At 66.6% G+C, this 20448-nt stretch carries 18 protein-coding genes and 1 pseudogene; 10 read left to right on the top strand and 9 right to left on the bottom strand.

Annotated features, from left to right (window positions below; all coding sequences use genetic code 11):
- Window positions 1-41 precede the first annotated feature (41 nt).
- Entirely contained in the window at window positions 42-1142 is a 1101-nt protein-coding gene (locus tag Q0818_RS10320; protein ID WP_298874149.1) for an NAD(P)-dependent alcohol dehydrogenase, read from the bottom strand.
- Between the two features lie 449 nt (window positions 1143-1591).
- On the opposite strand from Q0818_RS10320, the gene Q0818_RS10315 reads away from it, so the two are divergent.
- From Q0818_RS10315 to Q0818_RS10305, 3 genes are all read left to right on the top strand, one after another.
- Window positions 1592-2122 carry a hypothetical protein gene (locus Q0818_RS10315; protein ID WP_298874147.1) on the top strand — a complete coding sequence of 177 codons (531 nt, stop codon included), beginning with the start codon at window positions 1592-1594 and terminating at the stop codon, window positions 2120-2122.
- A gap of 297 nt (window positions 2123-2419) precedes the next feature.
- Window positions 2420-2770: a YciI family protein gene (locus Q0818_RS10310; protein ID WP_298874145.1), complete on the top strand. Its 351-nt coding sequence runs from the start codon at window positions 2420-2422 to the stop codon at window positions 2768-2770.
- The gene (locus tag Q0818_RS10305; protein WP_298874143.1) at window positions 2763-3722 is read left to right on the top strand and encodes a sigma-70 family RNA polymerase sigma factor; all 960 of its coding nucleotides are present in this window, start codon (window positions 2763-2765) and stop codon (window positions 3720-3722) included. Before Q0818_RS10310 ends, Q0818_RS10305 begins: the two co-directional genes overlap by 8 nt.
- A gap of 386 nt (window positions 3723-4108) precedes the next feature.
- Here the strand turns inward: Q0818_RS10305 and Q0818_RS10300 are convergent, their stop codons facing one another.
- The 7 genes from Q0818_RS10300 to Q0818_RS10270 form a co-directional block, all read right to left on the bottom strand.
- The gene (locus Q0818_RS10300) at window positions 4109-5050 is read right to left on the bottom strand and encodes a carbohydrate kinase (protein ID WP_298874141.1); all 942 of its coding nucleotides are present in this window, start codon (window positions 5048-5050) and stop codon (window positions 4109-4111) included.
- 138 nt (window positions 5051-5188) lie between these two features.
- Window positions 5189-6202 carry an ABC transporter permease gene (locus tag Q0818_RS10295; protein ID WP_298874139.1) on the bottom strand — a complete coding sequence of 338 codons (1014 nt, stop codon included), beginning with the start codon at window positions 6200-6202 and terminating at the stop codon, window positions 5189-5191.
- Entirely contained in the window at window positions 6199-6897 is a 699-nt protein-coding gene (locus Q0818_RS10290) for an ATP-binding cassette domain-containing protein (protein WP_298874137.1), read from the bottom strand. The genes Q0818_RS10295 and Q0818_RS10290 overlap by 4 nt, the downstream gene beginning before the upstream one ends.
- 68 nt (window positions 6898-6965) lie before the next feature.
- The gene (locus tag Q0818_RS10285) at window positions 6966-7958 is read right to left on the bottom strand and encodes a sugar ABC transporter substrate-binding protein (RefSeq protein ID WP_298874135.1); all 993 of its coding nucleotides are present in this window, start codon (window positions 7956-7958) and stop codon (window positions 6966-6968) included.
- A 47-nt stretch (window positions 7959-8005) separates the two neighbouring features.
- Entirely contained in the window at window positions 8006-9397 is a 1392-nt protein-coding gene (locus Q0818_RS10280; RefSeq protein ID WP_298874265.1) for a mannitol dehydrogenase family protein, read from the bottom strand.
- Window positions 9398-9537: 140 nt separating this feature from the next.
- Complete coding sequence (locus Q0818_RS10275) at window positions 9538-10374, bottom strand: alpha/beta hydrolase (protein ID WP_298874133.1); 837 nt, start codon at window positions 10372-10374, stop codon at window positions 9538-9540.
- Between the two features lie 167 nt (window positions 10375-10541).
- Window positions 10542-11486 (bottom strand): alpha/beta hydrolase, encoded by a 945-nt coding sequence (locus tag Q0818_RS10270; RefSeq protein ID WP_298874131.1) that lies wholly within the window; start codon window positions 11484-11486, stop codon window positions 10542-10544.
- A gap of 112 nt (window positions 11487-11598) precedes the next feature.
- On the opposite strand from Q0818_RS10270, the gene Q0818_RS10265 reads away from it, so the two are divergent.
- The 5 genes and pseudogenes from Q0818_RS10265 to Q0818_RS10245 form a co-directional block, all read left to right on the top strand.
- Window positions 11599-12711, top strand: coding sequence for a helix-turn-helix domain-containing protein (locus tag Q0818_RS10265; protein ID WP_298874130.1), 1113 nt, complete (start codon window positions 11599-11601; stop codon window positions 12709-12711).
- A 317-nt stretch (window positions 12712-13028) separates the two neighbouring features.
- Window positions 13029-13736, top strand: coding sequence for a TetR/AcrR family transcriptional regulator C-terminal domain-containing protein (locus Q0818_RS10260; RefSeq protein ID WP_298874128.1), 708 nt, complete (start codon window positions 13029-13031; stop codon window positions 13734-13736).
- A 583-nt stretch (window positions 13737-14319) separates the two neighbouring features.
- Window positions 14320-14736 (top strand): nuclear transport factor 2 family protein, encoded by a 417-nt coding sequence (locus Q0818_RS10255; RefSeq protein WP_298874126.1) that lies wholly within the window; start codon window positions 14320-14322, stop codon window positions 14734-14736.
- A 44-nt stretch (window positions 14737-14780) separates the two neighbouring features.
- Complete coding sequence (locus Q0818_RS10250; RefSeq protein ID WP_298874124.1) at window positions 14781-14903, top strand: hypothetical protein; 123 nt, start codon at window positions 14781-14783, stop codon at window positions 14901-14903.
- Window positions 14904-14915: 12 nt separating this feature from the next.
- Window positions 14916-16172 (top strand): annotated as a pseudogene (locus tag Q0818_RS10245) (amino acid permease); the annotation flags it as partial.
- 450 nt (window positions 16173-16622) lie between these two features.
- On the opposite strand, the gene Q0818_RS10240 reads toward Q0818_RS10245, so the two are convergent.
- On the bottom strand, window positions 16623-17870 hold the full coding sequence (locus tag Q0818_RS10240) for an HAD-IA family hydrolase (protein WP_298874122.1): 1248 nt from the start codon (window positions 17868-17870) through the stop codon (window positions 16623-16625).
- A gap of 56 nt (window positions 17871-17926) precedes the next feature.
- Here Q0818_RS10240 and Q0818_RS10235 point away from each other — a divergent pair, with 56 nt between their 5' ends.
- Window positions 17927-19297, top strand: coding sequence for an FGGY family carbohydrate kinase (locus Q0818_RS10235; RefSeq protein ID WP_298874120.1), 1371 nt, complete (start codon window positions 17927-17929; stop codon window positions 19295-19297).
- A 59-nt stretch (window positions 19298-19356) separates the two neighbouring features.
- A complete protein-coding gene (locus tag Q0818_RS10230; protein WP_298874118.1) occupies window positions 19357-20244 on the top strand; it encodes a hypothetical protein in 888 nt (295 codons plus the stop codon).
- Window positions 20245-20448: the final 204 nt, after the last annotated feature.

Genomic DNA, 20448 nt, shown 5'->3' with positions numbered 1-20448 from the left:
CTGAGGGGACGCGCCTGAGCGGACGCGTCCCCTCTCATCGCTCACTGCGAGGCGGGCAGGTCCGCGGCGCCGTCGCGGTCGGCATCCAGGGTGCTGTTGTCGATCACGAAGCGGAAGCGGATGTCGTTGGCGACCATCTCGTCGAAGGCCTCGTTGACCTGCTGCACGGAGATGACCTTCACCTCGGCGGCGATTCCGTGCTCGGCGGCGAAGTCGAGCACCTCCTGCGTCTCGGCGATGCTGCCGATGAGCGAACCGGCGATCGTGATGCGGTTCATCGACACGAAGCCGAAGTCGATGCCCTCCTCGTGGATCGGCTCGAGCATGCCGACCGTCACCAGCGCACCGTCGTGGCGGATGAGCGAGAGGTAGGGCTTCATGTCGAACGGCGTCGGGATGGTGGACAGCACGAAATCGATGCTCGAAGCGTGCGCCTCTACGGCATCCTCGTCGGTCATGTCGAGCACCTCGTCGGCCCCGAGGGCCCGGACGGCATCGGCCTTGTCGGGACTGGTGGTCAGCGCGATCACGCGGTCAGCGCCGCGGGCCTTCGCCAACTGCACGGCGAGGTGGCCGAGTCCGCCGAGACCGGCGACGGCGACGACGCTGCCGGGACCGATGTTCCAGTGCGCCAGCGGCGACCACGTCGTGACCCCCGCACACAGCAGCGGAGCCGCCTGCTCGAGCGGGATGGCGTCGGGGATGCGCAGCACGAAGTGCTCGTTGACGACGATCTCGTCGGAGTATCCCCCGAGGGTGACGTCTCCGGTGTCGGGATCCTGACCGTTGTAGGTGAAGATCGCGGGCGGGTTCTGGTACTGCTCCTCGCTCACGCCGCGCTGCGACTCGTCGCCCCAGTACACGAGGCAGCCGACGCCCACGCGGTCACCGACGGCGTAGCGGGTCACCTCAGAACCCACCTCGGCCACGGTGCCGGCGATCTCGTGGCCCGGGAGGCAGGGCCACAGCGTCGCCAGGGCGCCGCCGAACTCGTCGCGGGCCTGGTGCACGTCGGAGTGGCAGACGCCGCAGTAGGCGATGTCGATGCGCACGTCTTCAGGGCCCACCTCGCGGCGGTCGAAGGCGAAGGGCGCGAGGGGGGTGTTCTTGTCGGGGGTGGCGTAGCCGATGTTGCGGGACATGGTCTTCCTCAAGTCAGGACGAGTGCGTCCCAGAACGGTAGGAAAGGCTCCTCACGAGAGACGGCCCCTGGTGTTTTCGAGGGATGCCGGTATCATTCGCGACCGGGCGGCGTGGGCGGGGACAGCAACCCCGGAACCCGCGATCAGGACGGCCGCCGCAGCGACGATCGAATTTCGGACGTTAGCGCGTGAAAACAACGACATGACGATCCCCCAGCGGGAGCACGGTGCTCCCATCGGTTTTGACCCTAGGGGGGCGATGTCGTCGACGGCCACGTGCTGTGGAACTGGCTGCGAGACAAAGGTCGGGTGTACCGGTCATTACTCGCGTCGCGCGTTCGTGTGTCCTTATCTGCGGCGGTCGAGGGGTGGATATCGACGCGGATATGGTGACATTCGTGAGCTCTTCTTTCTCTCGCGTCGCACAGTCGGCGGCTGCACTCGCTCTCATGGCCACAACCACGCTGGGGGTGACAGCATGTGTGCCCGTATCCAGCCCGACAGAAGAGACGGAGGTGTCGGCCGCGCCGTCCCCGGCCAACTCCCCTTCGCTCAGCCCCTCAACCTCTGCCAGTGCTGACGATCGCCTGACCGCTCCCGCTTCTGCCCGCGTATCGGCGACGTGCGAGAACATCATGGACCCGTCGTCGAATGTGACGGTGGCTCCGCTGGTGCTGCCCGAAGGGGCAGTCCAGCTCCCGCCGATGCCCGTCCTGGCACAGGGGGCGAATTGCATTGCCGGACAAGATTCCGACAACTTCTACGACTGGTCGCCAGCTTCACGGGCGGACTGGGACGCCTTGGTCGCTGAGTTCACCGCCGACGGCGCCTGGTTCACAGAGGACGGCCCGCGTGGAACCTATCTGACGTACAAGATCGACGGCCGCTACCGCCAGACATTCCTCTTCACGGGCGACGCGGTGATCCTCGCACCGACCAAAGCCGCGACGGACGCCGTCATCGGCCCGCCGCTCGCCTGACCTCCTCACGCGGCGCCGGGTAGTGGCGCCCCACCGTGTGTTGACCTTCTCGGCGAGACAGACAGGCCGTGGAATCCGTGGGTCCTCACCGGATAGTCGTAGGGACCGTTTGGCGGATCAGCGCGGACACGTCGCGGTCGGACGTGGGGCGAAACCGATCGGTTTCGCACCACCAGTGGCGGGCACGTATCACCCCTTTCGATCCTGGCGGTCGCTTTTTGTCCAGGTGTCGAAATCAAGGTGAGGTAGACGTCTATAGGGTGAGCGGACCACCAGGGGCCGCAGACAGGATCGACCATGCCTCAGTACCTCCTTAGCAATGTCACCCCTTCCGGTCGCCGGCTGGAGCCGGGGCAGCTGCAGACGGTGATCGCGGATGTCACCGCGCTCACGCAGCAGATGCAGTCGGAGGGCGTGTGGGTGTTCGCGATGCCGTTGACCCAGCCGACCTCTGCAACGGTCGTGCGACGTGGACCCTCCGGCGTTGTTCTCGCGGACGGGCCGTTCGCGGAAACGAAGGAGTACGTCGGCGGTTTCACCGTCATCGACGTCTCTGACCTCGACGCCGCTCTCCACTGGGCGCGACTGACCTCGGAAGCGACCGGGCTCTACGTGGAGGTCCGCCCGGCTATGACCTTCGGTGGCTGATTCCCTCGACGGGGCCGCGCGTGCTGCCGTCGCTCGGGCGTTCCGGGCCGAGCACGGTCGCACGGTCGCGATCTTGATGCGAACCTTTCACGACTTCGATCTCGTGGAGGAGGCGGTACAGGACGCGTTCGCGAGTGCAGCAGCCACCTGGCCTTCCGGCGGTGTGCCGCCGAGTCCGCATGCGTGGATCGTGACCGCCGCCAAACGATCCGCGATTGACCGCCTCCGACGCGCTGCCACCTCTCGCCGGCATGCCTCGTGCCTTGAACCACTACTCGCTGCCGCGCCCGGTGACAGCCTCCTCGATGACGAGCTGCGCCTCATCCTTCTGTACGCTCACCCGAGCCTGTCGACCGAGCAGCAGATCGCCCTCACCCTGCGATTCGTGGGAGGTCTGACGGTGTTGGAGATCGCCCGTCTGTTCCGCGCCCGCCCCGCGACGATCAGTCAGCGGCTCGCTCGTGCGAAGACGAAGATCCGCGAGGCCACCATCACAATGCGCCTACCGGAACCCGACCACTGGGCCGACAGGATCGACGCGGCCCTCGCAGTCGTCTACGGCATCTACAACGAGGGATATCTCCCCACCACCGGCGCGCTCGTTCGATCCGAACTGACACGCGAGGGCATCCGCCTCGCCCGACGACTCCTCAAACTCGCTCCCCAGCACAACGAAGCTCGCGGGCTCGTCGCACTCCTCCTTCTCATCGATGCACGCTTCGCAGCCCGCGTCGATGGTGATGGCTCCCTGATCCCTCTACCCCAGCAAGACCGCACAAGATGGGACCGTCAGCTAATCACCGAAGGCCAAGGCCTCCTACGCCAGTGTCTCCGCCACCATCGGCCCGGGCCCTACCAACTCCAAGCCGCAATCAAGCGGTGCACTCCGACGCAGCGACCGACGCTGACACGGATTGGACGCAGATTCTTCGCCTTTACGACGACCTGTTGACCATCCACCCCGCCGAAAGCGCACGAACCGCACGCGTAGTTGCTCTCTCGAAAGTCCACGGACCAGCCGAAGGCCTCGATGCCCTCGACGGCTTGCCCGAGGATCACTACGTTCTCGCGATCCGCGCGGACCTTCTTACTCAGCTCGGACGCCACGCCGAAGCGCTTGAAGCACTCACCCGAGCCTCCGCACAGACCGAGAACACCGCGGAACGCGCCCATCTCGAAGGCAAAGTCGCAGCAGTCTCTCCTGACGGCTAGCAATGTCCTGAGTGGCGGTCTCGTAGCCTCGGCGGTCCAAGCGAGCGCGGTAATGCTTCCGCCGGTCGCGAAGGCCTGCCGGTGCGAACCCGATCGGTTTTGCACCGTTCATCTGCTGACTTTTGGTTAACGGAGTTCAGCGCTGGTTGGAGGATTCGCGCCTGAGCGGGATGTTGTAACTCCCGCGACCCGCGCCGCCCACTGCCCAATTGCGTGGAGCGATGGTTCGTCGACGAGCATCCCGTTTGACGCACCCAGCCCCTGCCGGTGAGCCTCGTCGAGGATCGCGCCCATCGCGGAATCGCCCGCGCCGATCGTGTCGGCGACCACGATGCTTTCGGCGGGCACGGTGACGCGCGCGACGGAGGAGGCGAGCAGCAGCCCTTCGCCTCCGCGCGTAACCACTGCGAGCTGCGCGCCGAGCTCAAGCAGTCGGGCTAGCACGCCGTCGACGTGCATTGTCGGGTACAGCCATTCGGCGTCCTCGTCACTGAGCTTGACGATCTCGCAGGACGCCGCGACCCGCTCGAAACGCGCGAGCGCGTCTCTCTGCCCGCCCACGAGAGCCGGGCGGATGTTCGCGTCTACGCTCGCGGTAACTCCCGCCGGCAAGGCCTCGAGTAACTCGAGCACGGCAGAGCCGCCCGGCTCGAGGTAGATGGCGATGGAGCCCGTGTGCACGTGGGTGACGTCACTCAGGTCGGCGGTCGGCGGGTTCCAGGAGAGGTCGAAGACGTACTGGGCCGAGCCATCCTCGCGCAGCGTCGCACGGGCGGTCGAGGTGCGCGAAGCATCGCCGTGGACAACTCTCACGCCGGAGGCGCTGAGGTGTTCGGTGATGCGCTGGCCGCGGTCGTCGTCGGCGATGTCGGTCACGAGCGTCGCCTCGCGGCCGAGCCGCGCGAGCGTAAGGGCGACGTTTGCGGGGGACCCGCCCACGTGCTCCGTGACAGAGCCGTCCTTCTCGATGACGTCGATCAGTGCCTCGCCGACGACCAGGATGCGGGCCGCCGCGCTACTGCCATAATGCTGAGCGTTGGCGGGTTGCGTCTTTCCGCTGGCGGGCATCCGCTTCTCCTTCTGTGGTGACACTACGCGACGGATGCGCGAGGTCCGGGCCCCGCAGCCCTCAGCCGTCATGGTGCCTGCGCCACTGAGCCGCCCAACAGGCGCCTCTGTGGCGCAGGCACTACAAACGCGTTGTTGTTAGCGGCGCTTGTAGAGCTGCTGGCGGCGGAGGTGGTCGACGGCGACGGCGCAGACGAGGATGGCGCCGACGACGATGTTGTTGAACTGGGGTGGGATGCGGGACACGATGAGGGCGTTGTCGATGAGGGAGAGCAGGACGGCGCCAATGGCGACGCCCGTGATGTTCCCGAGCCCTCCGAGCAGGCTGACACCTCCGATGAGGACGGCTGTGACGACGACGAGCGTGGTCGCCGAGCCGCCCGCTTCAACCTGTCCTGCCCCGACTCGCGCGGAGTAAAGCAGGCCCGCGATGCCGCCGGTGACGGCGGCGATGGCGTACAGAGCGAGGTCGAGCTTCTTCACGTGGAGGCCATTGGCAACGGCGGCCGCGCGGTTGCCGCCGAGAGCGCGGACGTTGACGCCGAAGCGGGTGTGCTCGAGAGCAAACCACGTGACGATGCCCACCAGGACAGCGATCCAGATGATGTTGGGGACGCCGATGAAATATCCCTGACCGAGACGGACGAACTCCGTGGGGAGGGGGAGCACGTCGAGGCCTCCCGTGATGAGGGAGTTTGCGCCGAGGACGACGAAGAACACGCCGAGGGTGGCGATGATCGGGGGGACGTGCCAGAAGGTGATGATCAGGTGGTTGAGCACGCCGACGAGTGCCGCGATGGCGAGTGCAGCGACGATCGCGACCGGAATGGGCACCCCCATTTTCATCAGCGAGGTGCCGGTGAGGGCGCTGAGAGTGAAGATCGCGCCGACGGAGAAGTCGAGTCCGCCGCCGATGATCAGCAGTGCCGCACCGCAGGCCATCACGAAGTAGATGACGGAACTGCGGAGGATTTCGGTGATGTTGTCGCCGGTGAGAAATGCTGGGTTGATCACCGTCGCCGCGATGACGATGACGGCGACGACGCCGAGGAGGGATGCCTCTTGGCGAACCAGCACCGAGGAGATCCGGCGTGAGGCCTTCTGAGTGACGACCGGGGCCGGGGCCGGGGCTGTCGAGGTGATCTGTGTCATGACTTCTCCTTGAAGGCGGTAGCCGCAGCGCCGCGGGGGATCGCGCCGGTGATCATGCCGATGATCTCGTCACGTGTCGTTTCGGCGGTGCGCCGGGTTCCGACGCTGTTCCCGAGCCGGAGGACGGTGATGCGGTCGGAGTGTTGGAAGACGAAGTCGAGATCATGGCTGATGACGATGACGGCCTTGCCTGCGGCGCGGAGCTCGTCGAGCATTCGTCCGACCTGTGCTGTTTCCTGCACGCCGAGGGCGGCGGTGGGTTCGTCGAGCAGGATGGTGGGGGTGTCCATGCGGACTGCGCGCGCGATGGCGACGACCTGCCGTTGACCGCCCGAGAGCAGTCCTACCGGTGTCTTCACGTCGCCGACTCGGACGTTGAGGTCGGTGAGGACCTTTGCGGCTTCTCGGTCCATGCGCTTGCGATCAAGGATCATTCCGAAGCGCTTGGGAAGGTTCCCGAGTGCCATGTTGGTGGAGATGTCGAGACATTCCACGAGAGCGAGATCTTGATAGACGACGGCGATGCCCTTCTCGAGGGTGCTGGCGCCGTGACTTTCGACGACGTCGCCGTTGATCAAGATGTCGCCGCCATCGCCTCGGTGGATGCCGGTGATGATCTTGATGGTGGTGGATTTTCCGGCGCCGTTGTCTCCGACGATGGCGTGAATTTCTCCCGGGAAGGCGGCGAGATCCACGTGCTCGAGGGCGGCGACGGATCCGAAAAACTTCTTGATGCCTCGGAGTTCGAGGGCGGCGGTGTCGGTCACGACCATCCCTTCGCGACGTACTCGGCGTAGTCGTCCTTCGTGGCCATGCGAGTGCCCATGTCGATCAAGGTTGCCGCGCCCCCGGCAGCGGTGCCGCTTTCCAGACGATCGGCGACGGCGTTGAGTGCATCCTTTCCGCCGTCGCACAGCGCTTGGAGCAGGAAGCGGTACTCGGCTCCGCTTTCGATGGCTTCCTTGCCTCCGTTGTCGGGGCCATTGCCGATGAAGGAGATCTCACCGGTGAGGCCCTTCGCTTCGATGGCGGAGATCGCACCCTGGGTAGCGGTTCCCATGTTGGTGAGGATGACGTCCACGTCGGGGTGAGCGGTGAGGAGGGCGTTGGTCTGCGCTAGTGCCTTGGCGGAGTCGTCGCCGGTGTACACCTCTCCGACGATCTCGATGTCGTCGGTGGCTGCGACGGCGGTCTTGACGCCGTCCATGAACAATTTGCCGATGCCGGTGTCGGCGCTCGTGATGATTCCCACCTTCTTGTCACCGGGGAGCTTCTCGACTTCATCGATGTAGACCTTGCCGAGTTCGGTCCAGTTGATACCGACGTTGATGTCGGCGCCGCTGCCATCGGCCCCGTCGCCGTACATGGTGGCCGTGACGATTCCTGCGTCGCGGGCCTGCTGGAGGAGGGGGCCGAAGGCGTCGCTGGCGGGCAGGGTGATGATGCCAGACTTCTTATTCGCGATGGCGCTCTGGATCTGCTCGATCATGGTGGTGGGGTCCATGGCCTGCCCGGTCGGGCCGGTCTCGTTAAAGTCCACTCCGCGTTCCTTGGCCTGGTCGGCCATGCAGTCGCCGATGACACGCCAGGCGGGATAGTTGGGCAGAGGGTTGACGAATTGGATGCTGACGGCGTCGGCGCTGGCGCCATCCTTGGCGGCGTCGGATGCGCCGAGCGGGCCGTCGCTGCATGCGCTGAGCGACACAGCGAGGGCGGCGGTGCCCACGAGCGCGATCATTCGGGTGGTGCGGTTCATGATGGTGCCTTTCTGAAACGGGTGGACAGGTGAAGAGCAGGAAGAGGTCAAAGGGCGTTTGAGGCGACGGACTCGAACGCGTTGCCTCGGCGAAGACGTTCAAGGGAGGAGACGTACGTCGTTCGGAAGGTGGGGTTCTCGCCGAGCGCACCGAACCAGTCAGTGCGATCCAGAAACGACCCTGCGACGACGCGCTCGTCCAGGAGTCCCTGCCACACGTCCTCCACTTGGCGGTCTGCCAGTGGACGTGAATTGTTGTGTCTCGTCGAGGCGACGGCGACCCAACTGGCGATGACCGCTGCGGCCTCGGGCGCCGGCTGGCTGTGCTGGATGAGGTCCCGGGCGATGGGAACGACGAACTTGGGGATGCGGTCGCTGGCGTCCGTGGCGAGGCGTTCGAGGGTGTCTCGAATAGAGGCGTTGGAGAAACGCTTCAACAGCGTCATGCGATAGGCGAGAAGATCGATGCCCGGGAGAGGGGGAACCGTGCTCTCTGCCTCTTGGAGGAAGGCGTCGACGAAGGAAGCCACGGCAGGATCAGTCATCGCCTCGTGGACGAACGTGTGACCGCGGAGAAGACCGACGTATGCGAGAGCCTGATGGGCCCCGTTCAGCATCCGAAGTTTCATCGTCTCGAATGGCGCGACGTCGTCGACAAGTTGAGCTCCGACGTCCTCCCAACGCGGGCGACCTGACGGGAAGTGATCTTCCATCACCCACTGGGTGAAGTCTTCGCTGACGACAGGCCAGGAATCGTCGTACCCCGTCGTGGCGCGAACCCACGCGCGGTCGGCGTCGGTGGTGACGGGAGTGATGCGATCGACCATGCTTCCGGGAAATGCGGTGTTCCCCTCGACCCAGTCGGCCAAATCGACGTCGGTCATCCCGATGAATGACACCAGTGCTTCGCGGGCCATGTCGCCGTTGTTCTGGATGTTGTCGCAGGACAGGACCGTGAACGGCGCTATCCCCGCACGACGACGGCGGCGAAGGGCGGCAGCAAGGTATCCGAAGACGGTGGTGGGGCGGTCTTCGTTCCAGGTGTCGGCGCGCATCGCGGTGTTCGTGGTGTCGAATCGTCCGGTCGCGTCGGAGAGGTTGTAACCGCCCTCGGTAATGGTCAGCGACACGATGCGGGTAGACGCAGCCGCGAGCATCTCGATGAGCGCGGTCGGGTCGTCGGGCCCGTAGAGGTAGCCGATGATGGACGTGATCCGGTGCACTGCATTGGTGCCGTCGGCGGCGCATTCGACGAGGGTGTAGGCGTAGTCCTGATCGCGGAGGGCGTCGCGCATGCGGACGTCTCCGGGGAGCAGCCCCGCTCCCACGATCGCCCACTCGAGGTCACGGCCCTCACTGTGTAGCTGGTGCAGGTATTTGGCTTGGTGGGAGCGGTGAAAGTTGCCCACACCGAAGTGGAGGATGTGTGAAGTGATCATGTCGGCGTCCTTCGTTCCTTTCAACGCGCCAGCGCGGTCAGTGCCCAGGCGGGCGTGCCGCCACCGGCAATTGCCGCGCCGAAGGCGGTGTATGCGCACCGGAGAGCCTCGGCAGCCGCGGGGACGCGTGGAACCATCTGCTAGAAGCCATGGGTGAGCCCAGGATTGGGGAGGTATGTGGTGGGCACCTCCGCGCTAATGAGGCGGGAAGCGAGGTCGCGGTCCTCGTCGCGAAGCGGGTCGAAATCTGCGCTGACGACAACCGTCGGGGGAAGCCCTTCGAGCTCCGCGAAGCGGGGGGCGGCGCTGGGATGACGACGGTGATCGTCTGAGGGGGTATAGAGATCCCAAAACCCGCGCATGGCTTCCGCAGTCAGAAGATAATCGGCACCGTTGTCCCGGTAGGAACGGTTGTCGAATGCCGTCGGGTCGACCACTGGGTAGAGCAGGAGCATCGACGACACGATGTGCTCGGCCTTTAAAGCGATCGTCGCGCCGAGGGCGAGATTTCCGCCGGCGCTGTCTCCAGCGAGGGAAAGTGATCGACAAGGTCCTTGGTGCAGCTCCCGGAGGACGGCGATGCAGTCGTCGATGGCCGCGGGAAACGGGTGTTCCGGTGTCCGGCGGTAGTCGATCGCAACGACGGGGAGCCTGAGGTGTGCGGCCAGCCTGCGAACATCCGGGTCGTAGGAATCGACATCGCCCGCGAGCCAGCCGCCCCCGTGTATGTACACGACGAGGTCCGAATCAGCCCGCGGCTCCTCGCCATACCAGCGAACGCGTATCCCGGCTACGGAACTGTCACGCGCAGGGACGCGCGCGAGCTCCGGCTCGACATCGCCCCGCATCCACGAGTGGAGCCGGGCCTCTCTGGCCCTGATTTCGTCCACAGTGGTCGCGGGATCGAGATTCAGTACGGAGGGCGCGTTCGCGATCAGTGTCACGACGTCGGGATCGACGGGGGCGCGAGAGGTCATCGTTGTCCTTCCGGGGCCGAAACGATCCCGGACCGCAGACACAGGGCGGTTATGCGTTCGCGGGATTCGAGGCGACTTGAGGTGTATAACCGACGCTACGTCGGCACCCTCGCCTCGTTGACCGCCATTTGGCTCGATTCACTACCAAGATTGCGCCATGCGGCGCGTCAGGTGCGAAACGCCCATCGCAACGCGGTGATTTGATCGTCGAGTGCTCGCCGGCCCAGGCCCGTCATGCGGTAGCCATCGAATCCGTGGATGGTGCCCGGATACTGCATCATCCCGACGGGGACGTTGGCTGCCATCAGCTTTTGGGCGTAGGCGTGTCCCTCATCGCGCAGTGGGTCGTACTCAGCTATCCAAATGGAAGTCGGCGGCGCTCCCGTGACGTCGTCTGCCAGAGCGGCGGCCGCTCTGTGGTCAACTGGCGCAGTGGAGCCGCCCAGGTAGAGCTCCCACATGAGCTGGTTCTGAGCGAGGTTCCACCCGGGCGTGGTCCTGAACCGTTGCATGGATGCCGTCTCACTTCGGCAATCCAAGACGGGGTTCACGAGGAGCTGATGCACGAGAGGTGGGGCCTCGTCCGTGCGAGATGCCAGCGCGACGGATGCGGCGATGGCCCCTCCGGCGCTGTTCCCACCGATGCTCAGCCGACGGTTGTCGAATCCCAGAGCGTCCGCCTCATCGTGCATCCACCACAGGGCGTCTACGCAATCATGAAAGGCCGCCGGGTAGGGATGCTCCGGAGCGAGGCGGTAGTCGACGGAGACGACAGCGCAGTGCGCGTCTCGCGCGTAGTACGCGCACCGGTCGTCCTCGGTGTCTAAGCCGCCGAGCACGAAACCACCGCCGTGAATGTAAAGGATGGCGGGTAGCGTTTCGACGAGTTCGGGTCGGTAAACGCGAACAGCGAGGGCAGAGCCGTCTCGACGGGCAATCATGATGTCCTCCGTCAAAACCCCCTCAACTGTGCGACGACCTTGAGAGACGAGCTCCTGCTCAAAACGTCGTGACCCTGCCACATCGGTGAAATCGAAGCTGGGGATCATGACGCTGATCGCTGCGAGCTCTGGGTCGAGATACAGGGGGGAGGAGAGGCCGTCGACAGTCACCCCCACATCATCCCTCTCGTCCCCGCGACGCTTCGACCGCCAATCGGCACGGGGGATCTCGAAGATCAGCCGAATGGCTGGCAATCGGCGATCGTGACCGTAAAATCGGGGCATGCAGGGCCTCATGGTGAAGCTGCTCAACGTCGACACTCCCGGGGAGCGTGCCCTTCGTGTCGTGGCATTTTTCGACCAGCTGGCATCGAATACACCCGACCTCGATGCAGTGATTCGAGCGACTGCGGTCCTCGCGGATTGCCCAGCCGGCGCTGAACTCTCGTCCCAGGGCCTGCTGATTCGATACTCCAATGACGGTTCCCGGCTGGCCGGTCCGCCCACCCAGACCCCGCGAACGGTCACCGTTGAGCTGAGTCGTCATGAAAGCGGAACGCTGTGGCTGGAGCGCAGCGATGCCGGCTATGAGCTCGATGAGTTCATCCTCGAGCGGTTTGCATTGACCGTGAGCGCTGTTCTCGCCCGGCAACGACCCTACGGTGGAGCAGAGGCCGCATCGGGTCTGTCTGACCCAGCGCTGGCTCAGCTGCTCATCAACTCGCATAGCTCTGAGGCGGAACGGTCTCGCGCCGCACGCCTCATCGGGCTCCAAGCGGCCAGTGCGATTCAGCTCATCGCGGTTGAATCGACAGACTCGGCGCCGGGAGTCCTTGCCACCCAGCCTCTGCGCACAGCGTGGCAAAGACCGGTTCACATCGCGCCGCTCTCTCGCCACCTTTCACTAGTCATTGCGGTAGGTGCAGAACCCGTTGACTGGACAGCAGCCCATGGCATCACCGGCCGAGCGGCCAGCGGCCCCGTCGTCGACATCCTCGACGCGCCACGATCCTGGGCCATCGCTCGCGAGACTCTGCGATTCGCCGGCGCGACGACGTCTTGGCCCCGCATGTTGAACTCCGATCAACTCGGCGCTCTGCGCTTGCTCGGCACACTGGACCCCTCGGCCGTCGCTGAACAATCCGACATCCTGCACCTCGAGCGGCTAGCGACCGGCCCACAAGGGGCGGAGAGCATCGAGATCTTGGACCACTACCTTCACGCGGATTCCCTGCGTTCAGCGGCGCGAGCCACAAATTTCCACCACAGCAGCTTGCAGAGCAGGATCACTCGAATCAGTCAGACCCTCGGCGTCGATCTAACATCAGCGGCAGGCCGCGAGCGGATTGCCGTCGCCATGTTGCTATGGAGAGTCTTCAGAAGCTCGATGACCTGACAATCCCGATCGCAGGGGCGCGGTCAGGCTGGGTCTAGATCGCTCATCGTTTGTGCGGTGCGTCCGACTACTACCGACCCCCGCAATGCGACGAAGTCATCTCGTCTGCTATCGCAGCGTCGCGCCTGTGATAACCCGCTGAGTGCGTCGGATCCACTCCGACCCGCTCGACCCGCGCCGAGTGGTGCGAAACCGATCGGTTTCGCACCACTCGTCTGGGTGTATCTCGCTGCCGCAACCACTCGACAGTGATCAGGTTCTGCCGCGTCGCGTATGGCGCGTTCGGAGTCGGTGAGCTCGTGAGGAAGACTGGTGCGATGAAGGACGACCCTCGACCGCGGCGCGGCCGCCCGGTGGGCGGGACTGAGTTGGACCGCCAGGACGTGCTCAGGGTCGCGCTGGGGCTCGTTGATCGAGATGGTTTGTCGGGAATGACGATGCGCTCTCTCGCTACCGCTGTGGGGGTTCGGCCGAGCGCGTTGTACTGGCATTTTCGGACGAAGGAACAGCTCGTCGGCGAAGTGTCGGCGTTGGTCTTCGACGACCTAGAACTGGCAGACGACCAGGGAACAGCATGGGATCTCTGGCTCGCCGACCTGGCGCGGAAGATGCGCAGTGCGATGCATGAGCATCCACACTTGGCCGGGATCGTGACAGGACAGATGCTCGTCACTGACCGCGGCCTGCCCTTAGCGGAACGCATCTTCCGAGTCCTCGATCGCGCTGGTTTTTCCTCGACTGAGCTGGTCGAGGTCTACAACGTCTTCTTTGGCGTCGTCCTCGGTTGGGTGACGATGGAACTCTCCGCCCCTCCCGAGGGGGATGACGACTGGCAGGGGACTCTCGCGGCTGACCTGAGAGCTGTGGACAGCACCCTTTTCCCCACGCTCGCACGAGTAATGCCGGTCGCCGCAGACCAGGCGTTCATGTTGCGATGGACCTCGGGGCGGGCCAACCCACTCGATTCCTCGTTTGCAGTGGTGCTTGAAACAGTACTCACGGGGCTACGTGCACGGTTGAGCTGAAGCGCGACGCATTGCCGCCAACGGACAGAGATCCCGAATATGGGGATAGCGATCGGCGTCGGCCGTGAGCCCCTTCGATCGCGGAGCGGGCGCTTCCGCCGGTCTCCAGGGGTCGCAGCGAACTCAGCGGTGATCCATCCGAAGACGGCTCCGGTGATCGCGCTATATGAACGCACAAGGCCGTGCCCCGGCAAAGCCTGCGCGCCGCAGCGCCGCAATCATGTGGTTAGCGATGTCCAGGGATCACTGGCTGGTCTGATGCTGCTGCTGACGGAGTATGCGGCGAATCGCGGGTGACTCCCGATCATCTGCCGAGCACGTAGGCCGGGGCGAGAGCCAATCTCGCCACGGGAGGTCTGCCCGACCAGCTCCTGAGTCTCAGTTCACGAAGGGGCATCAGGGTTGCCCCACCCGCTTAGGCGCCGCTCATCGAGCGGCTGGCCAGGGGTGCGCACTGCGTTACGAGGCCGTAACGCTAGAGAAACCTAATTGAACGCGGTTCATTACAAAATGAACGGCGTACTTTTATGGTCGGCTAGCGGCCCCTTGCCCCACCCTGCCAACGCTTCTAAGGAACACATCGATGCCTCTTTCCCGCGCTGTCGTCAGCCACCTCGTCGACAGCTACCTCGCCGCTCTCGCTGCCGCCGACATCAAAGCAGTACTCGACCTGTTCGCAGACAACGGCGTTGTCAGCTCACCGTTGTACGGAGACCTGCCCGCGAACGAGTTCTACCCGCTGCTGTTCGCCGATACCGCTCAGTCCGTCCTCACCCTCCGCAAGACGCTCCATGACATCGACGGGGCGGACGCGACCGTCGCGTTCTGGTTCGACTTCGCCTGGACCCTCGCCGATGGGACACCCGCCCCCTTCACCGCAGTCGATGTCGCCGAGCTAGACGACACCGGCCGCATCACCCATCTGCACATCGTCTACGACACCCACCCGATCCGTGAGGCGTGGGAAGCCCAGCAGCAACTCAGCAATACCTCCGCCTGACCCGCACCCGAACCCGAACCCGAACCCGAAAGACAGGACCGCTCATGCAGCTAAAAGCCGAGCCGCACCGGCTCCACAACACCCTCGGCAACCGCCACGTCACGATGATCGCCATCGGCGGCACCATCGGCACCGGACTATTCCTCGGCAGCGGCATGGTCGTCTAACAAGCCGGACCCGCTGTCATCCTCAGCTACCTCGGCATCGGCCTCGTTCTCGTGCTCATCATGAGGATGCTGGGTCGACTTGCCGCCGAGCAGCCCGATCCCGGCTCCTACACGACCTATGCCGCGCGACGCTTTGGCCCGTGGGCCGGCGTCATGACGAGCTACGTCGCCGTCTATTCAGGCGTCATCCTCATCGCGCTGGAATGCTCCGCGATCGGCATGATCATGAACGGTTTCGGCCCCGCAGTTCCGGTGTGGGCATGGAGCTTCCTGGCCCTGATCGCCCTTGGTGGTCTCAACCTTCTGCCCGTCCGGGTGTTCGCCGAGATCGAGTACTGGATGGCCATCATCAAGGTCATTGCGGTGGTCGTCTTCCTCCTCATCGGAGCCGCAGCCATCTTCGGCTGGCTCCCCCAGTACCAGTCCCCGGGCCTCACGAACTGGGCGGACTTCGCCCCCGCGGGCTGGCTGCCCGTGCTCCTCACCGGCGTGACCGTGCTCTTCTCCTACATGGGCACCGAGAACGTGGCAACCGTCGCGGCCGAGGCCACCGACCCGCACAAGGCCATCGCCCGCGCTATCCGCTCCGTGGTGACCCGCATCGTCGTCTTCTACGTGGGATCGACCATCATCGTCATCACAATCATCCCGTCCTCGAGCGAGTCGCTCACAGGTGGGGCATACCCCGCAGTCTTCAACGCACTGCAAATGCCCGTACTCGCCGCCGCGATTCAGATCGTCGTCGCAACGTCCATCCTGTCCCTGGCAAACAGCAGCCTCTACACGACATCCCGGCTGTTGTACGCCGCAGCGGTGCGCCAGGAGATGCCGGCTCGCCTCGCGGTGGTCTCTCGCTCCGGAGCACCCCGCTGGGCAGCCGGCGCCATCGCCATCGCCGCCGGACTGTGCCTTCTGCTGAACTTCCTCCTGCCCGCCGCAGACGTCATCTCTCTCCTCATCTCCGTCACCGGCGCCGGTGGAGTCCTGACCTACTCGGTCATCTCCCTCACCTACCTCCGCTCCCGCACGCACACCCAAACAGGGAAGTGGATGGCCTGGGTCGTTCTTACGATCCTCGCGGCGGTCGCGCTGGCCCTGGCCTTGGACCCCGCCAGCCGCCTGCCACTGATCCTGACGATCGTCGCCGCCGCAGTCTGTGCGCTCTTTGGGGCCGTGATCCAGCGGCGAATCAAAAACCAGGCTGCACCTACGCAGACGGGGAATCCCGACCCCGAGTTGGACGCTTCTCTCCCCAAGGCGACCGTCTGATACGGCAGGAGCAGGGTCGTCGTTTCAGCTGACACGACATGAGGAGGGGCTAGCGCCAACGCTGGCCCCTCCTTCCGCGTGTCGGTGGGTCAAACAACACGCGGACACCCCTCACAACTGGCTCGGGAGGACCTGAGCGCCCCCTCCGGGCCAGAGAAGTGCGGTGCGAAACCGATCGGTTTCGCACCACTCATGATCGCGCGCGTGACGCGCATCGAGAAGCCCGTCGACTCGCGGACGCGATCGATGCAAAACCCCGTTGCGAAACCCGGGACCGTGCAAAACGGGCCCCGACCCTTTCGCATCGGTTGTTCTCGTCTCGGCGGCGTGTTGCCCCGGGGGAGACCCCGGCGTCGTGTCGAGAAGCGGGGCTCCAGCCCGAGGGAGCGCGGACAGGGACGTCCTCCCGTCCCGAAAGGCCCTGCGCTCGCAGCGCCCGTGGCTCCGCGGTCAGGGCCGGGCAAGCACCACGCGCAACGCCCCCGATGCGAGAACCTCGACCCGCACGGCATCCAATCCATCGACCACGAGGTCGGCGCTCAACTCTTCCTCCACCGTCGTCCCGGTCAGAGCGATCACCGCGCACCCGGCCGCACGAGCCGCGGCGATACCGGCCGGGGCGTCCTCGACGACGAGGCAGCGGGTCGGGTCGACGCCCAAGCGGGACGCGGCCAGTAGAAACGGCTCCGGGTGGGGTTTGCCCTGCACGACGTCGTCCACGGTGACGAACACCGCGGGACGCTCGTACCCCGAGGCGGCGAGGCGGGCGGTCGCGATCGGCACGGAGCCCGAGGTGACGATTGCCCGGCGCTCGGCCGGCACCGAGGCGAAGAACGAGTCGGCTCCGCGGATGGGGAGGAGCCCGACGGCATCCGTCACCTCGAGGTCGGTGACATGGGTGAGCGCCTCGGCGTGCCGGTCGGTGGGCAGCAGCAGGCTCACGAGCGTGCGGGCGGGCTGCCCGTGGTTGGCGTGCAGGGCCTCCATCGAGACGTCGAAGTGCTCCGCGAAGCGCCGCCAGGAGCGGGCGACGGATGCCGTGGAGTCGACAAGGGTGCCGTCGAGGTCGAACAGCACGGCGTCGAACTCGCGCGCGAAGATCGCGGCTCCCGCGTCGAGCGGGCGGCGGATGCCGAGGGCGGGCAGCGCGCGGGCGAGCTGCTGCGCGGTCGTGAGCTCGGCGTCGACGGCGACCACGGGCACGGCGGGCGCGACCGCTGGGACGTCCACGCGGTGCGCGTCGCGGGCGGCTCCGCGCGCGACGCGGCGTGAAGCCAGGATCTCCGGATCCCCGTCGACGTGGAGGACGACCGGTTCGGTGGGGAAGAGCGCGTCGCGCAGCGCCTGCCAGTCGTCGCCGCCGGTGAGCTCGGCGGTGAAGGGGGCCACGACGACCACGCGGCCCGCGGTCGAGAGGGCGTCGGCGGCCGTCGCACGTAGCGCGGCGTAGCGACCGGCGCGGATGACGCCCGCGTGCCGGGAGGTGAGCCAGTGCCCGCCGAGGGCATCGGCGGGGAGGGCTTCGAGCAGCGGCGTGGTCACGCTGTCGAGGTCGACCAGGGGTGCCCGCAGTTCGGCGGCGAGGGCGCGTCCGAGCGTGCTCTTGCCGCTGCCGGCGGGGCCGGCGACGACGACGGCGAGCGGTTCGGGTATTTGACACGGCGACGGCATACCTCCACCATAGACGTAGCAAGTCACCGGTGTCATGCTCGTCATTCCGGGACTCGAAGAGGTTCCGGAGAGGACGGCCGCTCATGCAAGACACCGGTGACATGGATGCCGCCGAACCGCGACTGCACGGAGGGATCGACCTCGGTAGCACGGGCATCAAGATGCTGGTCATCGACGACTCCGGCGCCGAGATCGCGGGGGCGCAGGTACCGACCCCGTGGCGGGTCGGGGCCGGCGGCACGACCGACATCGACGCCGACGACCTGCTGTCGGCCGTGCGCACGCTCATCGACCTCGTCGACGCCGAGCTCGCGGCGGTGTCGTCTGCTCCGTTGACGTCGCTCGCGGTGGCCGGCATGGGTGAGACCGGAATCTTGATCGATGCCGACGGCGCGGCGGCAGCGCCCGGCTTCGCGTGGTTCGACCCGCGGGGGTGGGAGCAGATCGCCGCCTTCCCCGCCGAGGTGCGCGAGGAGTTCGCCGGGCGCACCGGCCTGCCGCTCGGCGCGCAGGTCAGCGTCGCCAAGCTCGCGTGGCTGCGCGACCAGGGCACCGACCTCGCGGGGCTGCGCTGGCTCGACCTGCCCGAGTTCGTCGTCGCCGCCCTCGGCGGAGACGTGGCGCTCGAGCTCTCCCTGGCCTCGCGCACCGGCCTCATCGATCAGGACTCCGGCGCCGCCTGGCCCGCGATGCTCGACGCCCTCGGCGTCACCGCCGACCTGCTCCCTCCGCTGCGAGGGGGAGGGACGGCCTGGGGAACGGCATCCACCGCGTTCGGACCCCGCGTCGCGGGAGCCGCGCTCACAGTCGCCGGACACGACCACCTCGTCGCCGCTCAAGCCAACGGCACCCTGGATGCCGACGGGTACCACGTCTCGCTCGGCACGGCCGAGGTGCTGCTGCGGGTGCTCGACGAGCCCCTCGGCTTCGCCGCACGCCGGCGTCTCGCCGATGCGCTCATCAACGAGGTGCGCCACGTCGTCCCCGGCAAGCACGTGCTCGTCGCCGGGGTGAAGACCGGTCTGCTGCTGCGCCGGGTGCTGCACGCCGCCGGTATCGGCGATCGCGCCGGTCGCGACGCGCTGGATGCCGCGGTCATGACGCTCCCCGTCGAGGGGGAGCTGCCGCCCGGGGCAATCGAGGTCACCGGCGCCCGCAACGACGACGGCGTGCTCCGGCTGACGCTGCACGCCGAGGCGAGCCCGGCCGAGATCTTCGGCGCGGTGCTGCGGCACAGCAACGACGAGATCGCCGCGCTCATCGCCGCGATGGACCGCGAGGTGGCCCCGGCGACCCACGCGACCCTCACCGGGGGATGGGCGGGCATGGCCTCCGTCCGCCGCGCCCGCTGCGAGGTTCTCCCGAACGTCGCCCTGTCCACCCGCGAGCAGGACGTCGCGTGGGGAGCCGCCGACCGGGCGCGACGCCTCGTCACGGCATCCGTCCCCTCCTGACCCCGACCCCGCACCGACCTCCGCGCTCACCTGCGCGATGACCCCAGAGAAGAGAGATCATGAACGCACTCACCACGCTCGAGCGCCGCGCGCTCCAGTCCATCAGCACCCCCGACGGCCACATGCTCATCGTCGCCGCCGACCAGCGCAACGGCATGAAGGCCGCCATCAAGGACGCCCCGAACGGCTCCGACGCGATCTCGCGCGAGGAGCTCGCCGAGGTGAAGGCCGACCTCGTGCGCCACCTCGCCAACCACGCCCCCGCGATCCTGCTCGACCCCGAGGTCGCGCTGCCGCAGATCGTCGACGACGGTGTGCTCTCCCGCGACACCGCCCTCGTCGTCGGCCTCGACGCCTCGGGCGCCGAGACGGTCGACGGCCTCAAGTACACGCGGTACGTCCCCGGGACCACGCCGCACTCCATCCGCGAGCAGGGCGCCGACGTCGCCAAGATGCTCTGGTACACCCGCCCCGACAAGCAGGATGCCGACTCCCGCGTCGCGCACGAGATCCGCGACCTCGTGAAGGCGTGCGACGAAGAGGGGCTGCTCCTCATCGTCGAGCTGCTCACCTACCAGCTCGAGGACGAGAGCGACGAGGAGTACCGGGCGAAGTTCGCCGACCTCGTCGTGGACGGTGCCGCTCTGGCGGTGGCCTGCGGTGCGAAGATCCTGAAGCTCCAGTACCCCGGATCGGCCGAGGCCAGCGCCCGCGTGACCGAGGCCGCGCAGGGCGTGCCGTGGGCCGTGCTCTCGGCCGGCGTCGACCACGAGACTTTCATCGAGCAGGTGCGCACCGCCGTCGCGAACGGCGCCTCGGGGGCCATGGCCGGTCGGTCGCTGTGGAAGGACAGCCTCTCGATCGACGCAGACCGCCGCGAGGAGCTGCTCTCGGGTCGCGCCCTCCCGCGTCTGCGCGAGCTCGCCGACGCCGTCGACGGTCGCTGAGGTGACCCCGCCCGCCCGGCGGCGGCTCCGTCATCCGGTCGTGTCCGACTCCCCTCGGGCCGGCTCGCCGCGGGTGCACGCGGGAGACGGATGCCGCCGGGCCGGGCGGGCGGGCGGGTCGCTCCGAGACGCCGGTCGCGCGGCGTCCGCTCGCGCGATCGGCGACGGCACGGCATCCGTCCGCCGTGCCGCGGCGCGGAACGA

The sequence above is a fragment of the uncultured Microbacterium sp. genome (genome assembly GCF_947489255.1).
Classification (GTDB): domain Bacteria; phylum Actinomycetota; class Actinomycetes; order Actinomycetales; family Microbacteriaceae; genus Microbacterium; species Microbacterium phycohabitans.
This window is presented reverse-complemented; position numbering and strand designations above follow the sequence as displayed.